The organism is Epilithonimonas hungarica (genome assembly GCF_900102265.1).
GTDB classification, from domain to species: domain Bacteria; phylum Bacteroidota; class Bacteroidia; order Flavobacteriales; family Weeksellaceae; genus Epilithonimonas; species Epilithonimonas hungarica.
The window spans coordinates 1401549-1421277 of record NZ_FNBH01000001.1 but is presented as its reverse complement, the minus strand read 5'-3'; the positions used below and the strand labels follow the sequence as shown (position 1 = coordinate 1421277).

12 protein-coding genes are annotated in these 19729 nt (G+C 37.9%); 9 read left to right on the top strand and 3 right to left on the bottom strand.

All coding sequences use genetic code 11. The annotated features are described in order from the left end of the window. Positions 1 to 63: 63 nt before the first annotated feature. Positions 64 to 771 (bottom strand): DUF2490 domain-containing protein, encoded by a 708-nt coding sequence (locus tag BLT30_RS06520; RefSeq protein WP_245707127.1) that lies wholly within the window; start codon positions 769 to 771, stop codon positions 64 to 66. A gap of 142 nt (positions 772 to 913) precedes the next feature. Here BLT30_RS06520 and BLT30_RS06515 point away from each other — a divergent pair, with 142 nt between their 5' ends. The 8 genes from BLT30_RS06515 to BLT30_RS06480 all read left to right on the top strand — a co-directional run bounded on the left by BLT30_RS06515 (position 914) and on the right by BLT30_RS06480 (position 16029). Continuing rightward, positions 914 to 2392 carry a tetratricopeptide repeat protein gene (locus BLT30_RS06515; protein WP_089872505.1) on the top strand — a complete coding sequence of 493 codons (1479 nt, stop codon included), beginning with the start codon at positions 914 to 916 and terminating at the stop codon, positions 2390 to 2392. A gap of 227 nt (positions 2393 to 2619) precedes the next feature. Beyond that, positions 2620 to 3258 (top strand): hypothetical protein, encoded by a 639-nt coding sequence (locus BLT30_RS06510; protein ID WP_139166587.1) that lies wholly within the window; start codon positions 2620 to 2622, stop codon positions 3256 to 3258. A gap of 242 nt (positions 3259 to 3500) precedes the next feature. Then, the gene (locus BLT30_RS06505; RefSeq protein ID WP_089872501.1) at positions 3501 to 8792 is read left to right on the top strand and encodes a VWA domain-containing protein; all 5292 of its coding nucleotides are present in this window, start codon (positions 3501 to 3503) and stop codon (positions 8790 to 8792) included. A 26-nt stretch (positions 8793 to 8818) separates the two neighbouring features. Beyond that, the gene (locus BLT30_RS06500; protein WP_089872499.1) at positions 8819 to 9337 is read left to right on the top strand and encodes a hypothetical protein; all 519 of its coding nucleotides are present in this window, start codon (positions 8819 to 8821) and stop codon (positions 9335 to 9337) included. An 87-nt stretch (positions 9338 to 9424) separates the two neighbouring features. Further along, positions 9425 to 10159 carry a DNA-binding domain-containing protein gene (locus tag BLT30_RS06495; RefSeq protein ID WP_089872497.1) on the top strand — a complete coding sequence of 245 codons (735 nt, stop codon included), beginning with the start codon at positions 9425 to 9427 and terminating at the stop codon, positions 10157 to 10159. 1357 nt (positions 10160 to 11516) lie between these two features. Continuing rightward, the gene (locus BLT30_RS06490; RefSeq protein WP_089872495.1) at positions 11517 to 12989 is read left to right on the top strand and encodes a hypothetical protein; all 1473 of its coding nucleotides are present in this window, start codon (positions 11517 to 11519) and stop codon (positions 12987 to 12989) included. 435 nt (positions 12990 to 13424) lie between these two features. Continuing rightward, positions 13425 to 15485, top strand: coding sequence for a DUF6923 family protein (locus BLT30_RS06485; RefSeq protein ID WP_089872493.1), 2061 nt, complete (start codon positions 13425 to 13427; stop codon positions 15483 to 15485). Positions 15486 to 15510: 25 nt separating this feature from the next. Continuing rightward, a complete protein-coding gene (locus BLT30_RS06480; RefSeq protein WP_089872491.1) occupies positions 15511 to 16029 on the top strand; it encodes a hypothetical protein in 519 nt (172 codons plus the stop codon). Between the two features lie 184 nt (positions 16030 to 16213). Here the strand turns inward: BLT30_RS06480 and BLT30_RS06475 are convergent, their stop codons facing one another. Beyond that, positions 16214 to 17827, bottom strand: a complete 1614-nt coding sequence (locus tag BLT30_RS06475) for a 2-oxo acid dehydrogenase subunit E2 (protein WP_089872489.1) — start codon at positions 17825 to 17827, stop codon at positions 16214 to 16216. Between the two features lie 97 nt (positions 17828 to 17924). Next, entirely contained in the window at positions 17925 to 18929 is a 1005-nt protein-coding gene (gene pdhA / locus BLT30_RS06470; RefSeq protein ID WP_027382552.1) for a pyruvate dehydrogenase (acetyl-transferring) E1 component subunit alpha, read from the bottom strand. A 197-nt stretch (positions 18930 to 19126) separates the two neighbouring features. On the opposite strand from pdhA, the gene BLT30_RS06465 reads away from it, so the two are divergent. Further along, positions 19127 to 19726, top strand: a complete 600-nt coding sequence (locus BLT30_RS06465) for a phosphatase PAP2 family protein (protein WP_089872487.1) — start codon at positions 19127 to 19129, stop codon at positions 19724 to 19726. Positions 19727 to 19729 lie beyond the last annotated feature (3 nt).

Below are 19729 nucleotides of genomic sequence, written 5' to 3'. Positions count from 1 at the left end.
CGCAGATTTAGCTAATTCAGCAGATTTTAAATTTGCTTTATCTGCTAAATCTGCGAGAGTTTTCTAATCCACCATTGGGATCACGATATCCTTCTCGTCATCCGTTCCATCGATTGTGAAATTCAGAGAAAAGTAAAGAAAATGGAAATTATCATTACCTTTTGTAGAAAACTCCCGCTGGAACATATAACCTGTAGTTGCAGACAACGTATGATTGAACTGGTAACCAAAGCCTGCAAAAGTTCGGTTTCTTTTGAAGTTCGGTTCTCTCGAGCCAAAGAATAACTCCTCAAAAGCATTCACAAAGAATGTCTCTTCCTGCACTTTATCTTTATTTATAGGCAAAGTTCCACTCAATCTGTACCGGAAACGGTTCGCTTCCGTATGTTCTCCGGTTTGGCTGGCGTAGAAAAAACGATGTTCCGCCCTTCCTCTGTGATCTAGCTTCAGTCGCCCAAATCTCTGCGTAAAAGTATATTGCAGCCAAAGCCTGAATTCCTCCTGAGAGATCTTCATTTTCTCATAAGTCCCATACCTACCGAGCCCTACAAAAGCCTGATTGTTTTTAGTAATATTATAACCAATTCCTCCTTTTGTCTCGTAATAATCAATTACTGTATAATCACGTCTGGCCCTCGTCTGCAGTTCCACGTAAGCCATCCATTTCGGGGTCGCTTTATAAGTAAAAGACATCATATTAAAACCAGAAAGATGGTCCTGAGCAGACGTCAGACTCCCTAAAAGAACTAATAAATATCCCAGCTTTTTCACGGCACAAATATAACCAAATAAGAAATAACCAATAATTAATACAGATGATTTGTATTAGCTTTGATTCATTTTTTTTATAATAGAAATTAAATTCAAAATTATCATAACAAAATATTAAATTTGTTAACATTAATCCCACAAAATGATGAACAAAAACCATAAAATAAGAAATTCTATTTATAGTTACCTTTCTATTTTATTTATTTTAATGTTGTTGTCGGTGCGTGTTAATGGGCAAAGAAAAACCTATCCTGACATTGATCAGGCACTTATGGATAATTATAACAACACCCATGATTCCGGAAAATTTAAAGAGGGAATAGAATCAACACTGAAACTTATAAACCAATGCAGAAAACTAAATTTTCAAAAAGGGGTTGTAGTGGGTTATATTGATATTGGAAATTTTTTATGCACGATCAATTACTATAGTGAAAGCTTGAAATATCTGGAAATTGCTGAAAAAGAATTGACTAAAATAAAAGATTACTCATTAGCAACAGAACTTTATACAGAATTTGGCAAGGTATATCATTTTATAGGATTATATGACACTTCAAACCAATATTATAATAAAGCAATAATCTCAAATAAAAAAATATCCAATCCAATAGATAGAAAAAACAATTCTGTATATGTATATGCATGTAAAGCCGATAATTTGAAATATTTAAAAGAATCAGACTCTAGCAAAATATATTTTGAAAAAGCTTTCAAGATTGAACCAGATGCCATTACTGCATCCAATCTGGCCTTACATTATATCAATAATGATCCAAAAAAAATGGATTCTGCTATATACTATCTAAAATTAGGCAACCAACTCTCTCAGAATTACAGTCCTTATCAAAAATCAGCGGTAATTCAAGCCTGGGGTGATTTATATTCCAAACAAAAGAATTATAATGAAGCTCTTAAATATTATTTTGAAAGCCTAGAAATTTCGAAAAAGATTAAATCTCATATTGATATTAGAGATATATACCAAACAATTTCTAAAACTTATAAATCACTGAATCAGGAAGATAAATCTGTAGAATATCTAAAAAAATACACCATTCTTAATGATAGTCTAAGTTCGGCCGATAAAATAGCCCTAAACTTTTCCGTTGACAAACTGATAAAAGAAAAAGAAATTGAAAAGGAAGAAATTGAAACCAAAAATCATAATATATTAATTATAATATCTTTATCAGCTGTCATTTTTCTGTCATTAGGTTATTTTTTATATAAAAGAAATAAAAAGGAAAAAGAAAAGATCATAAAAATTCAGCAGAAAGAGATCATACAAAAAGAAATCGAAAAGAAAAACCTAGAATATAAGGTGAATGACTCGTTTGATGAAGTCATCCAATTGGCAAAAACCAATTCTCCATATTTCCTTACCCGCTTCAAGGAGGTCTATCCTGATTTTTGTGAAAAACTTATCTCTTTGAACCCGGATTTAATTAATTCCGAATTTGCATTCTGCGCCTATCTCAAGCTCAATTTCTCTACCAAAGAGATAGCCAATTATACTTTCGTTACAGAAAAAGCTGTGCAGGCTAGAAAAAGCCGCATCAGGAAAAAATTCAACATCCCGTCTGATGAAGACCTTTATATCTGGATCAACAAAATCTAAGACCTCAAAAAATTAAAATTCCCGAAACTTATCAAACAACTATACAAATATCCTTTTGATTTTCATCAATCATTTTAACATCTAAAAATCAAATACTTACGAAAACATAGGATGCATATAGGGTCTCTTTTTTTGTGTGCATTTCAGTATTATTTCAATTTTGTCCCTGTTTGGTGAGGTGGCAATAACGACTTCTTCAAAACAAGCACACAATTGAAAAAACACAAATGATGAGAAAAAGGGATATGGTATCTTATTTTAAGATTCCCACATTCAGTAATCTTAAGATCTTACTGCTTTTCCTCTTCACGTCGGGCTACTCTGCTGTACCGACTGAAGAGGGAATCATTCCTGATTCTGCACGTACAAATAATAATATCCCGGCAAAAACATATCTATCTGCCGATTCTTTGAAATCAAAAGAAAATATCTCGGTTTCAAATACAGATAAAGCATTCATCTTCATTACTCACGATGCCATCCTGTATGATCCGGAAAATCAGCTGGAAGCTACAAAGGTGATCGTAAAACTGACAGAGCTTCATAAACAGAAGATAAAAAACGTCCATTCTTCAAAGCTATCAGAAAACAAAGCCCGGAATGAGCAGTTTCACAAGATATCTGCAAAGCCCGAAACATTTGTAAATCCTTTACCGAGTCAATGCTTATCGGAAGCCAGATCAGTTTTGAATTGCAAATGTGCCAATACCGGCGGACAATATTTCAACTTTACCTTACCCGAAACTCCAATAATACCCGGACGACCGTGCCTGTATTTTACAAAGGAACTTCTGAGCCATATTTTCACGCTGATCATTTCCTTAAAGGGTAATTTGCTTTTTTGCAGACCTCCGCCATTAGCTTAAACTCTCTTACAATTACGTTGCCATATTTCAGGCGATTTATTTCCTATGAAAGCAATTTAAAGTTTACCTACCATTCTGTTATAACTGCAAGAATAAATAAGGTCATTATTCAAAACTTTTAAAATGCTTTAGACAACTGTGAATATTTTAAACTTTATATACACCTTAGAAAGAGTACAATATCAATTTAAAATATTATTAAATGATAAGTGAATACAAATGATAATTTTTAACACAAACATATGTTGATAAAAAAACAAACAAAAGATCAAAAATATCTACCCGATATTAAAATGCGATCATGGATTGTAAGTCTACTGATTTTATGTATCCAAACGCTATCTGCACAATGCGGAGCCGATATATTTATATTGAACGACAATTCCGGCTCTGTAGACGCTCGGGAATATAGCCAGAGTAAACAATTCATATCCCGATTGGCTATAGAAATGTCACCATTGGGCACAGCAACCAACCAGACAAGAATAGCCATAGGAGATTTTTCTAATACCAACGAGTATCGGCAATATGATTTTCCCGGCTCTACCAACAATTATACAACCCTGTTGAGCGATATTGTAAGCTATGAAAATGCTCCGAGAATTTTGAATGGAGGTACCAACGTAGGTTACGGAATGAGTGCGGCAAGTATTGTTGCTGGTTTACCCCAGATTCCAGGCCGTAATGTAGCTCAGGTAATGATTATTTTAACGGATGCTTATCCTTCACAAATACCTCAGTCTATTCTTACTACTGCTGCTTTACTTAAAAGCAAAGGCTTCAGTGTCATTGTTATGGCAATAGATGATGCGGTGCCTGATCAGACATTACCATTGGTTGCTTCACCAGGAGGTTATTTCAGTGCAGTAGATTACCAGTCTTTGTCAACGAATGTTATCGCACGTGCAAAACAGTTGGCAGCACAGGCGTGTACTTATGTTCCTCCTACTCCAATGCCGGACTTAACAGTCAGCCTATCCAATTTTACAGTGAAAAACTGTACAACAACACCAGAATACAGTCTCAATTATGTAGCAAACAATATAGGGAATGTTGCCTTTTCAGGGAATCTCTATATATCCTTATATGATGCAGACCCGCATATACCCGGGACTAATTTATTGGGCGTTTATAATGCAGGCACAGTAAATATAGCCGCAGGATCATCTTTTTCCGGAACCATTACCGGGATTAACATACCGAACCTGAAAACAGCACAGACCGTATTTGCTTTGGTTAATTATAACGGGAATACAGCCGGAAATCAGGTGCCTGTATCTTCTTCTATAAGTCAGGCTCAACTTTCTGTATCGCCAGAGAAAGATGCTCAAAATAATCTATCAGCAGGAACCAACTTAATAAGTGGTACAGGGTGTAATATGGCGATCCTGAATACTTCAGTAACTTCGGAAGGAGGGGCGTGTGATGACATTGTGAAATACACCGTGCAGATATGCAATAGCGGACCACAGCCTGCCAATATTACCAATGTTTTGCCTTTTGCAGCACCCAACTTTGTATTAACAGGAAGTACATCGCCCACTTGTGATATCATAGGAAATACATTTACACAATTAGGAACTGATATTGACGGATTTGCAGGGGAATATTTCGGTTCTGACGGTGTTTATTTATCTAATGATGGTTTAACCGTGTTATCTGGTTCATTTACGAATCGCAGAGTCTACAGTTATAATGGAACCGACTGGGTTCAAAAAGGGTCAGATATAACAGGTAATGATGTGTCTAGTGCCTATTTGTCCGGAAATGGAAATACGGTAGCCATAGCTGATCTTAGCGCAACTGGAAGCCCAGCATACTCTCCTGTTGTAAGAATCTATGACTGGAACGGATCAAGCTGGCAACAGCGTGGATTAGATATTTCTGAGAATTTTGGTACATCTACCGGTCCAGTTAGTCTTTCCGATGATGGAAATACCTTAGCAGTTGTAAGAGGTGGGGCTAGCTCCACCACTTCAGGCGTAGCCGTTTACAGATGGAATGGGACAGCTTGGGTATTGAAAGGAGCTCCTATTATTGGTACGACAAACGATCTACTTTCGCGAGTTGCCATGTCAGCGGATGGAAATTTCTTATTGACAGGAGGTGATATAATAAGTAATGGAAAGGGACTTCTTAAATCTTATGCTTGGAACGCTGCAACATCCCAGTGGGTACAGCGGGGTCAAACAATAGTTGGGACTGTTACTAATCAATTATTAGGGTTTAGTATTGATATATCGGATGATGGCAATACACTTGCTGCCGGCGCACATACTTACAGCTCAATTGGTGGTGCTGTCAAGCTTTATACCTGGAACTCTGCAACAAGCCAATGGGTACAAAAGGGAGCTACTCTTACAACCGGCGGTAGTAATGACTATTTTGGTTTTGATGTAACCTTGTCATCTTCCGGTAATACGGTGGTTTGTGGACCTAGTAATCCCACTATCGGAACAGTACGTGTATATGAGTATGTGGGAAGTGCTTGGGTTTTGAGGAATTCTATCCCTCAGGAGCAGCCAGCAGATCGTTGGGGACTTTTTGTGGCAGTATCAGCCAATGGACAAATTGTTGCTGGTAGCGCATATGAAAACAATGGAGCAGGCACAGACGCAGGACAGGTAAGAGTTTTCAAATTTGACGCAACATGCGCACCATTGGCATCCGGGGATTGTGCCACTTATACTTATACCTATGATGTGACCAATGCAGCAGGAGGAACGTATGATTTTGATGCCATCGTACAGGCTACAAAAACCAATGCGGCACATTCCAACCCTATTATCAATCCGGATAAAAACTTTACAGCACAAAACTCAGCTACTGTAGGTGATGGTTTTGATGGTTCCAACCATTTGGATGATAATGTTACCCTGTTTGATAATGCATTCTGCTCTACAACACATACTATAGATGTTGCAGTAAGCTTGAACCCGACATCTGTTTGTGCAGGAGATTTCTCGGCTGCAACACTTACCATTACCAATCCATATCCGGTTGCTATTTATAATACTCAGCTCAATCTTAATCTGAATAACGGTTCTCTTTATGTTTCTGAACCTTATAATGTGAGCAATATTGTTTTACCGGGTAATCTAGGATTTACTAATACGACAGGTGCAAAAACCTTTACAGTTTATTCACTGGCTCCGGGTATCAATTCTTTCAAGCTTGATATTGGCGCGGCTGTAGGAACAACAGCTTTGAAGGCACAATTGACCAATATAAATCCTGCGTATAACAACAATTCTGCAACAACACCAGTAGTAACATCTAATGTTGTCGGAGTTGCCGCACCAGTACTTACAGGAGGCACTTGCCCGGCAACCGTTACCAGTACAGCTACTACGATCAATCTTAGCTATAGCTTCTCTGGGGCTGCTTCTTATAAATGGTCATCCGGAACCAATGGCGTTTTTGCGAACAGTACCAACCCGGTAACGACCTATACCATCAATCCGCAGGATTATGCGAATGGTTATGTAGATTTTGTATTGACGGCTTACTCATCAATAGGTTGTGAAACCGTTATCCCTTGCCGTGTCAATATTTCGGGAGTACAAAGAGATTATGGTGATGCCCCGGTAAGCTATGATTTGAATGAAAGAGCAATACCTGTTGCCGCAGCACACTCGTTATTTACAGGACTATATTTAGGAGCGTTACCGCCTGATGCAGAAGTACAAAACCAACCTTCAGCCGCTGCCAACCTGGACGGTGCAGAGGAAGATGGCTTATCATCAGTTATTTTAACAATTCTATCTACATCTTCAACATACAGCTTGCCAATCAAAGTGACCAATACATCATCTAAGGTTGCATATGCTAATGCCTTCATCGATTGGAATGCTGACGGAGACTTTTTAGATGATAATGAAACAGGAATCACAGTTACAGTTCCTGCAAATTCCGGTACCAAAAGTTATAATATTGACTTTGCAACGCCATCGGGAATAACTTTACCGGCTAACAGTTATGTAAGACTAAGAACATCTCTGGATAGTGATGCTGTCAAAAGACCTTTTGCCGCAGCAGGAGGTGGAGAAGTAGAGGATTTTTATGTTACCGTTACCACGGCTTTTGGCTGCAGCAACAATATGTATTTGTCACAATCGGACGGATCTAGCACTACCCTATATACTATTAATACAGCTGTTAATCCATTTACCTATCCAACAATAGGTGATGCAGCCATTGCCTACAACGCCATAGGGCTTAATCCTTTGGATGGTAAAATGTATGGAATGCAGCAATCAAGCAGTAATTTGCGGGTGATCAATACCGATGGCTCTACCACCAACCTCGGAGTTGTTTCAGGATTACCATCAGCAAACTATTTCGGAGGTGAAATTGATAATTCCGGAAACTATTACGTAATAGACAATAATGTTAACGGAACCAACACTATGTACAAAATTAATATCAATACAAGAACAGCAACTTCAATCTCATTAAAATATGCCAATAATACAGCAGCTGCACTCTACCTCCCGGATATGTCTTACAGCATTACTACAGGTTTACTATACGGAGTAAATGGCTTCAATAACATTGATAGTGGGGCAAATAGAAAAAGGCAGCTGATCTCTATCAATCCATCTACAGGCTTGGTAAAACCTATTGGGGCAATATATGCAGAATCTAATTATGGAGCCATGTACACTTCGAGTACAGGAGAGGTATTCGGAATCCGAAATGACGGAGGTTTTTATCAGTTTAACCTGACCACCGGTGAAAGAGTCTTGATATCGGGTGCGGCTCAGAGCAGTGGAAATGATGGAGCCCATTGTGTGACCAGTCCTATTACGTTCACGGCAGATTTAAAAATCGAAAAGACAGATAACACGTTAACGTATGTTCCGGGAAGCAGTACGACCTACACGGTAGTCGTTAGCAATCTGGGACCTTCTTACGGTGTGGTGGATGCATTGGTTAAAGATGCGGTTCCTGCAGGAATTCCGGCAGCAAACGTAAGTTATACCGCAGTGGCATCTCCGGGTTCTACGACCAGTGTTTCAGGAACGCAAACAGGTGCCATCAATGATCTGGTGGGTCTTCCGGTAAACGGTTCGGTTACTTATACGATTACGGTAAATATTCCGATAGACTTTACAGGAGACCTTGTTAATATTGCCAGCGTTACTGCTCCGGCTAATATTACAGATTCTAATCAAGCTAATAATATAGCTACCGATACCGATAGCTCCAGTGCTTGCTTCAAGCCCGCAACAACCATCGGAACTGTTTTAGAAACGCAGCATGGGATCACTTCTCTGAACAGAGCAGGGAATACCGCCTCAGGCGGCAATTGGCCAATGGTAAGAAAAGGGGCATGGACCGTTCTTGAATCTAAAACCAAAGGCTTTGTTGTCAACAGGCTTACGTCTGCGCAGATTGCCAGCATCCCGGCCGCAGATATAATTGAAGGTATGGCTGTTTACAATACCGACCTAAAATGCCTACAGGTTAATACGACCGGTACAGCTGCAGGATGGTCATGTCTTAGTACGCCTGCTTGTCCTTCAAATTAAACTAATTATTAATAATTAATTCAAAGATGAAAAATACAATCACAATATTATTGGCTTTCTATTCCACAGTTTGTTTTTGTCAGGTGGCTATCGGAAAACCATCTATTAGTAACAATTCTGTCTCTTTAGAATTCGGCAACGAAAAAAGAGGTCTTATATTACCTTGGGTAACGTCTGCCACTGCCATAACAGGTGCTGTAGACGGCACTATTATATACGACACTGCGGATAAAAAGGTCAAATACAGAAAAGCCGGCGTATGGTTTGACCTAAGCAGAGACAATACAGGATCAGTAGATACCTTTCTGCAGGATAACCTTTCAGACAGTCCTTCTGCTAAGGCTGCCATTGGGGCTGAAGGAGCCACAGACACCACTCCCGGGATATTGGTACTCACCGATATCAACAAAGCAATGGTACTTCCGAAAGTTGACAGTCCGCATCTCAACATTGTAAGCCCTGCAGCAGGGATGATGGTGTATGACACCTCCAATCATATGCTGGCAGTATACAATGGCACGGTGTGGTCTTTCTGGAAACCTTAGAAAAACACCATTTCATAGTTTGATTACAGCAAGCGGTCCAATTCCGCTTCTGTAATCTTTATATTTTGCAATCTAAATACACAAAACATGGCAATATTACATAAGATCAAAGCATATCTATATGATAATGCACTTACAAAAGACAATCCTAATGATTATATCGCACGTACCGCCAGCGAAAGATCCCTCAATGTGAAACAAATCTGCGAAGCAGCGGTCAACCGTGGTGGTGCAGATGTAACAGCTGCTGCCATGGAGCATGCGACCGAGCTTTTCCTAAAAGAGATTGCCTATCAATTATGTGACGGATATTCTGTGAACACCGGCTACTTTTTAGCCGGAACACAGATCCGCGGGGTCTTCGACAGTCCTACAGAGACCTTCAACAAAGAAAAGCACAACATCTTGTTCCAGTTCAACCAAGGGGACAAGCTGAGAGCCGAGATTCCAAACATAGAGATCAACATACTGGGCGTGGCAGATGCTTCATCTATCATACTTCAAGTGACAGACGTGAAGAGCGGAACGGTAAATGACCTACTGACACCAGGACGTAATCTTAAGATAGTGGGAAGCAAGATAAAAATAGCCGGCGATGGTAAGGACAATGGCATCTTCTTCATCAATACTGCCAATGAGAAAAGAACACAGGTAGAGGTAAGCGATATCGTGGTCAACAATCCTTCGGAACTTATCGTGATAATCCCAGACCTGGAAACAGGAACTTACAGATTGGAAGTGATCACACAATATGCAGGAGGCAAGATCATGCTGAAAGAACCCAGGACAGCAGCATTTGATAAAGCCCTCAGCGTACTATAGAAGATATACAGGTCTGTAGTATCGGGCTATACAGGCGTTTAGTATCACCCGATACTAGGTGTTAGTATGCCACGATACTAATGAACCGCAAAGTGTGATACTGTATCATCACTTTTGCAACAGAAAACTGGTGGTTGTTAGATCCTCAGTTTGTGTTTTTTACCTCCCTGTAAAAAGGGAGGTTTTAACAAACTACCCATTAAAACATTATAATACCATCTAAGGGATTCCTGAAAAAACCTGATTCTAAAAACACAATATCCTTATGAGCATTTTTATACTTTGGAATCCCTTTTTTATTATTAAAGAATACGGACGAGATAAAGCAATGTAATACCCATGTAACATATTCTTATTGGGAGTCTTTTTCCATTTTCTATTTATTTGCACAGAATTTGCGTCCGAAAATCAGAAACATCAGATAATGAAAAAAAGAAGACCAAAATATTCCAATAAAACCATCTAAGGGATTCCCAAAACACTTGATTCTAAAAACACAATATCCTTATGAACATTTTTATACTTTGGAATCCCCTTTTTATAATAAATAATATCACAGATAATAAAAAACAGATCATGAGACTGAGCAACAAAAAATATGTCTATCGTTTTAGCATCCTGATTCTTATAGTTCTTTTTATAATTATTGTCGGATACCTTGTTCTGTTATTTTGTGGATCCTTAGACCTGTTCCCGCACATCCTTGTATTATATCTGATAATCAGCATCGTGCTTATTATAACACATATCAGATGCCTGGAATTTGATTGTTCCGGTCATGTTATATCCATCAAGCAATATCATCCTTTTGATAGAAAGATCCATTTTCCAGTTGCAGAATTTCCCAATTATAAATTATGCCGTTTCTATATAAAAAAGCAATTCTGGATAAAAATATTATATATTGAAATTAAGACCAAAAAACGGAACATAATCAAACAATACCCGGTCTATGGCTATAGCAGGAATAAGCTTGATCACCTTCAGCAATCACTACAAGATATCATAATTGAGAATCAAAGAGACCTCACACCATAATTAACGCTCTTTTTTCTTAGGTAATTTTTCAAGATCCCTCTTCAAAATTTTTGAAGGGGGATCTTGAAATTTCAGGTATACCAAAGTCAATATATATTTTTTATACTTTTACAAAATAATGTATTGGCCAATAACTATTTCTTTTACATTATATATCATCTGTCATAAAAACCCAGTGTCAGGAATTCCAAACTATTTTTAAGTGGTCTGGCTTTCTTAATTTTTTTGACGAAAGAAATTGCCGATATGGTTTTCATGACAATAACAGCAATAAAACTGCAAAAATATCGTACCCATAATTAAAGATTTCAAATAGTCTATGTTGAAGAAAATTATAATCATTCTTTTCACATCAATCATTTTCTCCCAAGGGAGTGCTCAACAAAAACGCGCAAAAGATGTCGATTCTCTCCTTAGGCTTTCTGAACTGAGCAGGTATGAAGATGGGATAAAGTCTCTGAGATATGCAAAAAAAGCTTATGATATTTCAGAAGAATCGGGTGACAATACTTTGATCATTAAAAGTACTATAAGCCTTGCCTATGAATTATATGTTCTTGACAATTATAAAGAAAGTCTATCTCAAATTTCTAATCTGGAGAAGAAAACAACAGTAGATGATAATATTCTTAAAACTAAAATATTAGAAATCAAATACGTCAACTATAATGTATTAGGCTTGGATGATCTTGCCCTGGATGCTTTGAATAAATATATAGAAATCCTTGAAAAAATACCTACTGCTGATGCTAAGCAAGACCTTGTGAAAGGTTATTTCTATTATGCTTACAGATTTGAAAAGGACAACAATTACAAGATGGCCAATCAATATATAGATAAGGCATTAAAGATTGGTAGAAAAGTCAAGTTAGGTGAAGCAATGAACACTTATATAAGAAAATCGTACATATGTATGGGGCTGAAACAGTATGACTCCGCCAAAGTATATATGTCAAAAGCATTCGAAGAAGCCAGAATTTTTGAAAACCTGACCTACAGATATGTTGCCTACGAACTTCAGGGCTATTATTACTTCAACACCAAGGATTATCAAAAATCTATTGCAGCTTTTCAGAAAACCTTATCTGAAATTGACTCAATGAAGATTGAGGACATATTTTGTGTCATCAGCACCTCTTCTAAACTCGCAGATATCTATGCCCTTCTGGGTAATAAAAAAGAAGAGAAAAATTACAGACAGCAGTCTGAAAAATATAGTGACCAATTAAAAGAAAAGAAAAATGATGGCCTCAAAGAAACTATAAACAGTATTCTCCACGATCAGGAAAAGAAAAATGAAAAAATAGAAACCAGAAATAAATGGATCATTTTTTTGATTCTATTTTTAACAATTTTAGGGCTATCCTTTTATATCATTATTAAAAAAACCAAACAGAAGAAAAATGCGGTTCTTCAACAGAAAGAAATTTTGCTTGTCGAAAAATCCGAACTGGAGAGACAAAGGGATGACCTGAATCGCAAAGCAGAAGAAAGTCAACTGGCAGAACTGATCGATCTTGCCAAAAACAACAGTCCGGAATTCATTGTTCTTTTCCAGGAAGTATATCCTAATTTTATCAAAAACATCAAGTCCATCAACCCGAAAGTCAGCAACTCGGAATTGCATTTCTATGGACTGGCTTTTCTTAATTTCTCTACCAAAGAAATTGCTGATTTTACTTTTGTTACCATAGCAGCGGTACAATTGCGCAAACACCGTATCCGGAAAAAATATAATATCCCATCTGACAAGGATTTCAATCTTTGGATGCAAGAGCTGGATAATTTCTAAAATATCTCAGTCCAATTTCCCCGTTTTATGTCTGCGAAAAACAAAATGATTTTTTGTAATCTTTAGTATGGACATATGCCAGCTTGTTAAATCATTGATAATTTCACCCAGATTTAAGTCGCACCACGACATCCACACTCAATACTGATTATCAGAATCTTAAACACATGTAACATCTATGTAACATGTGTTTTTTTTGAATCATGGTCCATTCTTTATTCATTTGCACCTGTTTTTCAAAGAGGAGTTTCAAAGCTCGATAGAGTATTTCAATTACAACATATTCCGATTCTAAAAACAACTGAAAATGATGAAAATTCACAAATGATGAGATTCTGGAAGTCCTAATATTCCTGATAACCTTGGAAATACTTTAGGACTTCTTTTTCAAATTCGAAACTAAATTGAATGATAAAAAGATATAATTATTAAAAAATGGGACTTAAAAATTATGATTTAAAATTAAAGACAATATCTTTAATTTCCTTTTTACTGATTACTCTGGCAGGGATCGCGAAAGGCCAGACCTGTTCCGGTGGAACTGCGAATATCACACCTAATGGCACAACTCTAATCAATGGAATCACAATAACGTCTGTATCCACAGGTTATGTAACAGCATATCCCGGAACATACACCAATGATTGCAATAGTGCTATTACGACATCCGCAAACGCTCTTTTAGTCGGAAACAACAACTGGTCTCCAAATGCGGACAATGGCCCTTGGGCAACAACCCTTACCTTTTCCAAACCTGTAAATGACATTATCATCATAATCGCCGCTGCAGGAGGAACCATTAATGAGAAATTCTATTTCACGTCCAATGGCGGAACTATTTCTATCGGCTCTACAACCAATTGTTATACGACCATATCGGGAAATAGTATCTTCTCAGGGGCAGGCGCACCGGAGGGCACTCTGGGAGCAGGTGGCGGTGGTATTTTTCGTTTGACCGCACCTACTCCATTTACCACCCTTAATATGAGTGGGTTAGGCGGACATTACGGAAGTATTCTGGGTATCTGTTCTGAAAGCATTAAATCTACTGCAACAGTCTTTGGATGTAACAACAATATGTATCTATCCCAACTTAATACTCTTTATAAGATAGGTACTGATACTAATCCTTTTACTTACACTGCGATAGGTTCAGCAGCTTCCGTTAATTACAATTCCATAGGGCTCAATCCTATTGATGGAAAACTCTATGCTATACAGCAAGGATCTGGTGGCTCCAATATCTTATTGGTTATTAATCCAGATGGCACCCTCACAAATTTAGGTGCTGTCACAAATTTACCCGTAGCCAATTATTTCTCCGGAGAAATTGATAATGCAGGAAACTATTATGTAATGGCCAATGTTACAGCAGGTACCAGTACAATATATAAGATCAATCTTACAACAAAGACAGCCACTGCTATTTCATTAAAATATCCAAATAACACTGTTGCTATAGGCTATATTCCTGATATGGGCTACAGCATTACAACAGGATTACTTTATGGAGTAAACGGTTTCACCAACTCAGGTACTACCCGACAGCTTGTCTCGATCAATCCTAATACGGGAGTCGTTAACAACATTGGAGGCACTTATACAGAAGCCCATTATGGTGCAATGTACACTTCCAGTACGGGTGAAGTCTTCGGTGTAAGGAATGATGGAGGATTCTATCAATTCAATCTTACAACAGGTGAAAGGATCCTGATCTCCGGCGCACCTCCAAACAATAATAACGATGGGGCTCATTGTGTTACGATGCCAATTACCTTTAATGCTGATCTTGAGGTGACGAAAAGTGACGGCACTACCACTTACGCTTCCGGTACAACTACTACTTACACTGTCACTGTAAAAAACAATGGACCTTTCGGTGTGTTGGGGGCTATCGTTACAGATCCTGTTCCATCAGGAATTCCTGAGGCCAATGTAAGCTATACAGTAGTTGCTTCCAACGGTTCCACAACAACAGTATCAGGAACACGAACCGGTGCTATAAATGATCAGGTAGGTATTCCTGTTGGAGGCACCATAACTTATACTGTATTAATTAATATTCCTTTTAATTTAAATGGAAATCTCACAAATACCGTAACTGTAAATCCTCCAACCAACATCACTGACCCAAATTTGGCAAATAACACTGCTAGCGATACTGACACGCAGACTGTCTGTTATAGACCTGCGACAACCTCCGGAACTGCTTTACAGACCGAAATTGGTATCACTTCATTGAATAGAGCAGGAAATGACACAACAGGAAATAATTGGCCAATGATAAGAAAGGGCGCATGGATAGCCCTTGAAGCAAAAACAAAAGGTCTGGTGATCAATAGGCTTACATCGGCACAGATATCTGCGATTCCCGCTACTAACATTATAGAAGGAATGATCGTTTATAATATTACATTAAATTGTCTACAGGTAAATACCACAGGAACGAGTGCTGGCTGGACTTGCCTTAACACGCCAACCTGCCCATCAAACTAATCAATTGTCTTTAAAGAATTTTAAAATGAAAAATATATTCACAATAATATTTGCCTTATCCCCTATGTTCATTTTCTCTCAGGTAGCAATAGGAAAGACAGCGGTTACCAATTCGTCTGTCTCTTTAGAATTCGGAAATGGTAACAAAGGAATAATCCTGCCCTGGGTAACATCTACAACAGCAGTGACAGGAGCTGTAGATGGAACTATCATATTTGATACTTCTGATAAAAAGGTCAAATACAGGAAAAATTCTTCCTGGTTTGATCTAAGTAAAAATAATACCGGAACTGTGGATCTTACGATACAAAATCCTTTAACAGAAAGTGTCTCCGCAAAAGTCAGTATCGGAACAAACGGAGCTACGGATACCACATCAGGAATTCTTGTTCTTACAGATACTGATAAGGTAATGGTCTTACCAAAAATGGCCAGTCCACATCTTTACATCATAAACCCAGCTCCGGGAATGATGGCTTACGACACTTTTAATCACCTGCTATCTGTCTATGATGGAAGTATGTGGGCCTTCTGGAAACCATAAACAAATATAAATATCCGTTCATTATTAGATTACAGAATGTGGAAGAACAATTCCGCTTCTGTAATTTTTTTTATGATCAGGAACAAATTGAATATTTATTAATAATATCATATTTAGATTTCAAAAAACAAAAAACCTTCCAACAAGTTGAAAGGTTTTATAAATAATATTTCGAATAAGTTTTCTATCCTAGTAAAAGCGTCAACGGGCTTTCCAGATAAGTTCTCAATGTTTGTAAGAACTGAGCGCCTGTTGCCCCATCAATTACTCTGTGGTCACAAGCCAGTGATAACTTCATTGTATTTCCAACTACGATCTGTCCATTTTTAACAATTGGTTTTTCGATGATTGCACCTACAGATAAGATGGCAGAATTCGGTTGATTGATAATGGATGTAAATGTCTCAATTCCGAACATTCCAAGATTAGAAACAGAGAAAGTAGAACCTTCCATTTCATTAGCTTTAAGCGCTTTAGTTTTCGCTCTTCCAGCCATATCTTTTACCGCGGCAGAGATTTCGTTATAGTTCATATAATCTGTATTTTTCAATACAGGAACTACCAATCCGTCCGGAACAGCAACCGCTACACCAACATTGATGTTACCATGGTGAACGATTTTGTCGCCAGCCCAAGAAGAATTTACTTGTGGATGCTTTCTTAATGCTACAGCAACCGCCTTGATCACCATATCGTTGAAAGAAACTTTCGTATCTGGAACAGAGTTCATCTCTTTTCTAGCTTCGATCGCTTTATCCATATTGATTTCCACCGTCAGATAATAATGTGGCGCAGTGAACTTACTTTCAGCAAGTCTCTTAGCGATGATGTTTCTCATTTGAGAGTTAGGCGTTTCAGAATCTTCACCTGGAGTAAACGCTACGCTTGGCTGAGCAGGAGCAGCTTTGGAAGCAGATGCAACAGCAGGTTGTGCAGACGGTTGATAGTTCTCAACATCTTTTTTCACAATTCTACCGTTTTCCCCAGAACCTTTAATTGAAGCGAAATCAATTCCTTTATCCTGAGCTATTTTCTTAGCTAAAGGAGAAATTGCAATTCTATCACCTGTAGAAGATGCAGCAACTGGCGCTGCTTCTTTTTTATCTTCTGTTTTGGTTTCAGATTTAGCTTCAGCTTTCGGAGATGCCGTTTTTTTGCCACCGCCGGAAACAACCGCAGAAACATCAGTTCCCGCAGGTCCGATGATTGCTAAAATCTTATCAACCTCAGCAGCTTCACCTTCCCCAACACCTTGGAATAATAATGTCCCATTGAATTCTGATTCAAAATCCTGAACTGCTTTATCCGTTTCAATTTCTGCAAGGATATCTCCTTCTTTTACAACATCACCAACATTCTTGTGCCATTTGGCAACTTTTCCTTCTGTCATTGTATCAGAAAGACGAGGCATAGTGATTACTTCTACGCCATCAGGAATATCAGCTGAACCTTCGTCAGCTGTTTCCACAGATGTAGATTCGCCTTGAGTTTTGGATTCTTCTTCAGATTTCTTTTCTTCAGTTTTTGCACCGCCACCGATAAGAGCAGAAACATCTTCTCCTTCTTTACCGATAATTGCCAGAACAGAATCTACAGGCGCTTGTCCTCCTTCTTCTACTCCGACATATAATAGTGTACCATTCAGTTCTGATTCAAAATCCTGAACAGCTTTATCAGTTTCGATCTCTGCAAGGATGTCGCCTTCTTTTACGGCGTCACCTACCTTTTTGTGCCATTTTGAAACTTTACCTTCCGTCATCGTATCCGATAAACGGGGCATAGTAATTACTTCTGCCATAATTTTTGATATGTTAATTTGATAATGAGATGATGCGGTGAGATAACTGGTAAAAATAGATTAGCAATTTACATATCCTCACATCACCAAATCGTTATTAATTATTTTCTAATTTGTTGATGAATGGATAATCAGGAGTTGAGTATACATAATCGTAAAGAAGATTTGCATCCGGATATGGAGAATTTTCCATAAAATCGATACATTCTTCCACAAACTCTCTTGATTTCTCATCGATAGCTTCCAACTCTTGTTCAGTCGCCCAAGAATTTTCTAATATCCTGTGTTTTACGATCTCGATAGGATCTTCCAATTTGTATTGAGCAACTTCCTCTTTCGTTCTATAAGGTTCAGCATCTGACATAGAGTGGCCTCTGTAACGGTAAGTTCTTGCTTCTATGAAAGTTGGCCCATCTCCTCTTCTGGCTCTTTCGATGGCCTCGTAAGCTGCCTCAGCAACTTTTTCCGGATCCATTGCATCTACAGGAAGACAAGGCATTTCGTAACCTAATCCTAATTTATAGATATCTTCGTGATTGGCAGTTCTTTTAACAGAGGTTCCCATTGCGTAACCGTTGTTCTCACAAACGAAAACTACAGGAAGTTTCCAGTTCATTGCCATATTGAAAGTCTCGTGAAGTGAACCTTGACGAACTGCTCCATCTCCCATAAAACAGATGTTGACCGCTTTTCTGTCAAAATATTTGTCAGCGAAAGCAATACCGGCTCCCAAAGGAATCTGTCCGCCTACGATACCGTGACCTCCGTAGAAACGGTGTTCTTTGCTGAAAATGTGCATAGACCCACCCATACCTTGAGATGTACCAGTTGCTTTTCCGCAAAGTTCTGCCATAATTCTTTTAGGATCTACTCCCATTGCCATTGGATGGATGTGGCATCTGTACGCCGTGATCATACTGTCCTTGGACATGTCCATTGCATGGGTAAAACCTGCAGGAATCGCTTCCTGACCGTTATATAGATGTAAAAAACCTCTGATCTTTTGTTTTAAGTAAAGAGAACGGCATTTGTCTTCAAACCTTCTCCACATCGTCATTTCTTCGTACCACTTAAGGTACACTTCTTTAGAAAATTCTTTCATTGTAATTTCGAAATATGTAGCAAAAATAAGAAAAAAAATCTTTCTTTATTGTATGCATATTATCATATTTTTTGATGAATAAAATCATCACCTCAAAAAAGCTTTAAACTGAATGCAACCGATTGCACTAACATTAGACAAATCCAAAAATTAGAATTTCAAACGATATTTTGTATATTGAACCGAAATTTTGCTGAATGGAAACCAAAAACACTTTTATCTTAAATATATCAAAATTCATTTCGAATTTCTTCAATCCATTGGTTTCACTTGTCATCTACTTTTTTTATTACAGTTATCAGAATTACACTTGGGAAGAGGCTTCAAAGAAATTCTTGCCAATTCTTCTCCTGCTTATCATCCCAACCGCACTTTGGATCTACAGAAACGTAAAAAAAGGCAACTACACCAACATGGATGTGTCCAACAGAAAGCAAAGACATTCTTTATATATATTCATTATCATTTCGACAATTGTTTTTCTAGCTGTCGATTACTTTCTTCATAAAGAAATTGACTGGACCGTTCTGATGCTTTGCATATTATTGATATTAATGCAAATGAGTAATTTCTATATCAAAAGTTCGATGCATACAAGTCTCAACATTTATGTATCGGCCTTGTTTTTTGCGATCAATCCAACAATCGGGACCTTTTGGTTCCTACTGGCTATTATAATAGGAATCACGAGAATTATCTTGAAAAGACATACCGTAAAAGAAGTTCTTTCTGGTGGTGGAATCGCAATTTTTGTATCTTTGATTTATCTGATAATGGTAAAAGCTATTATTTTCTAATTA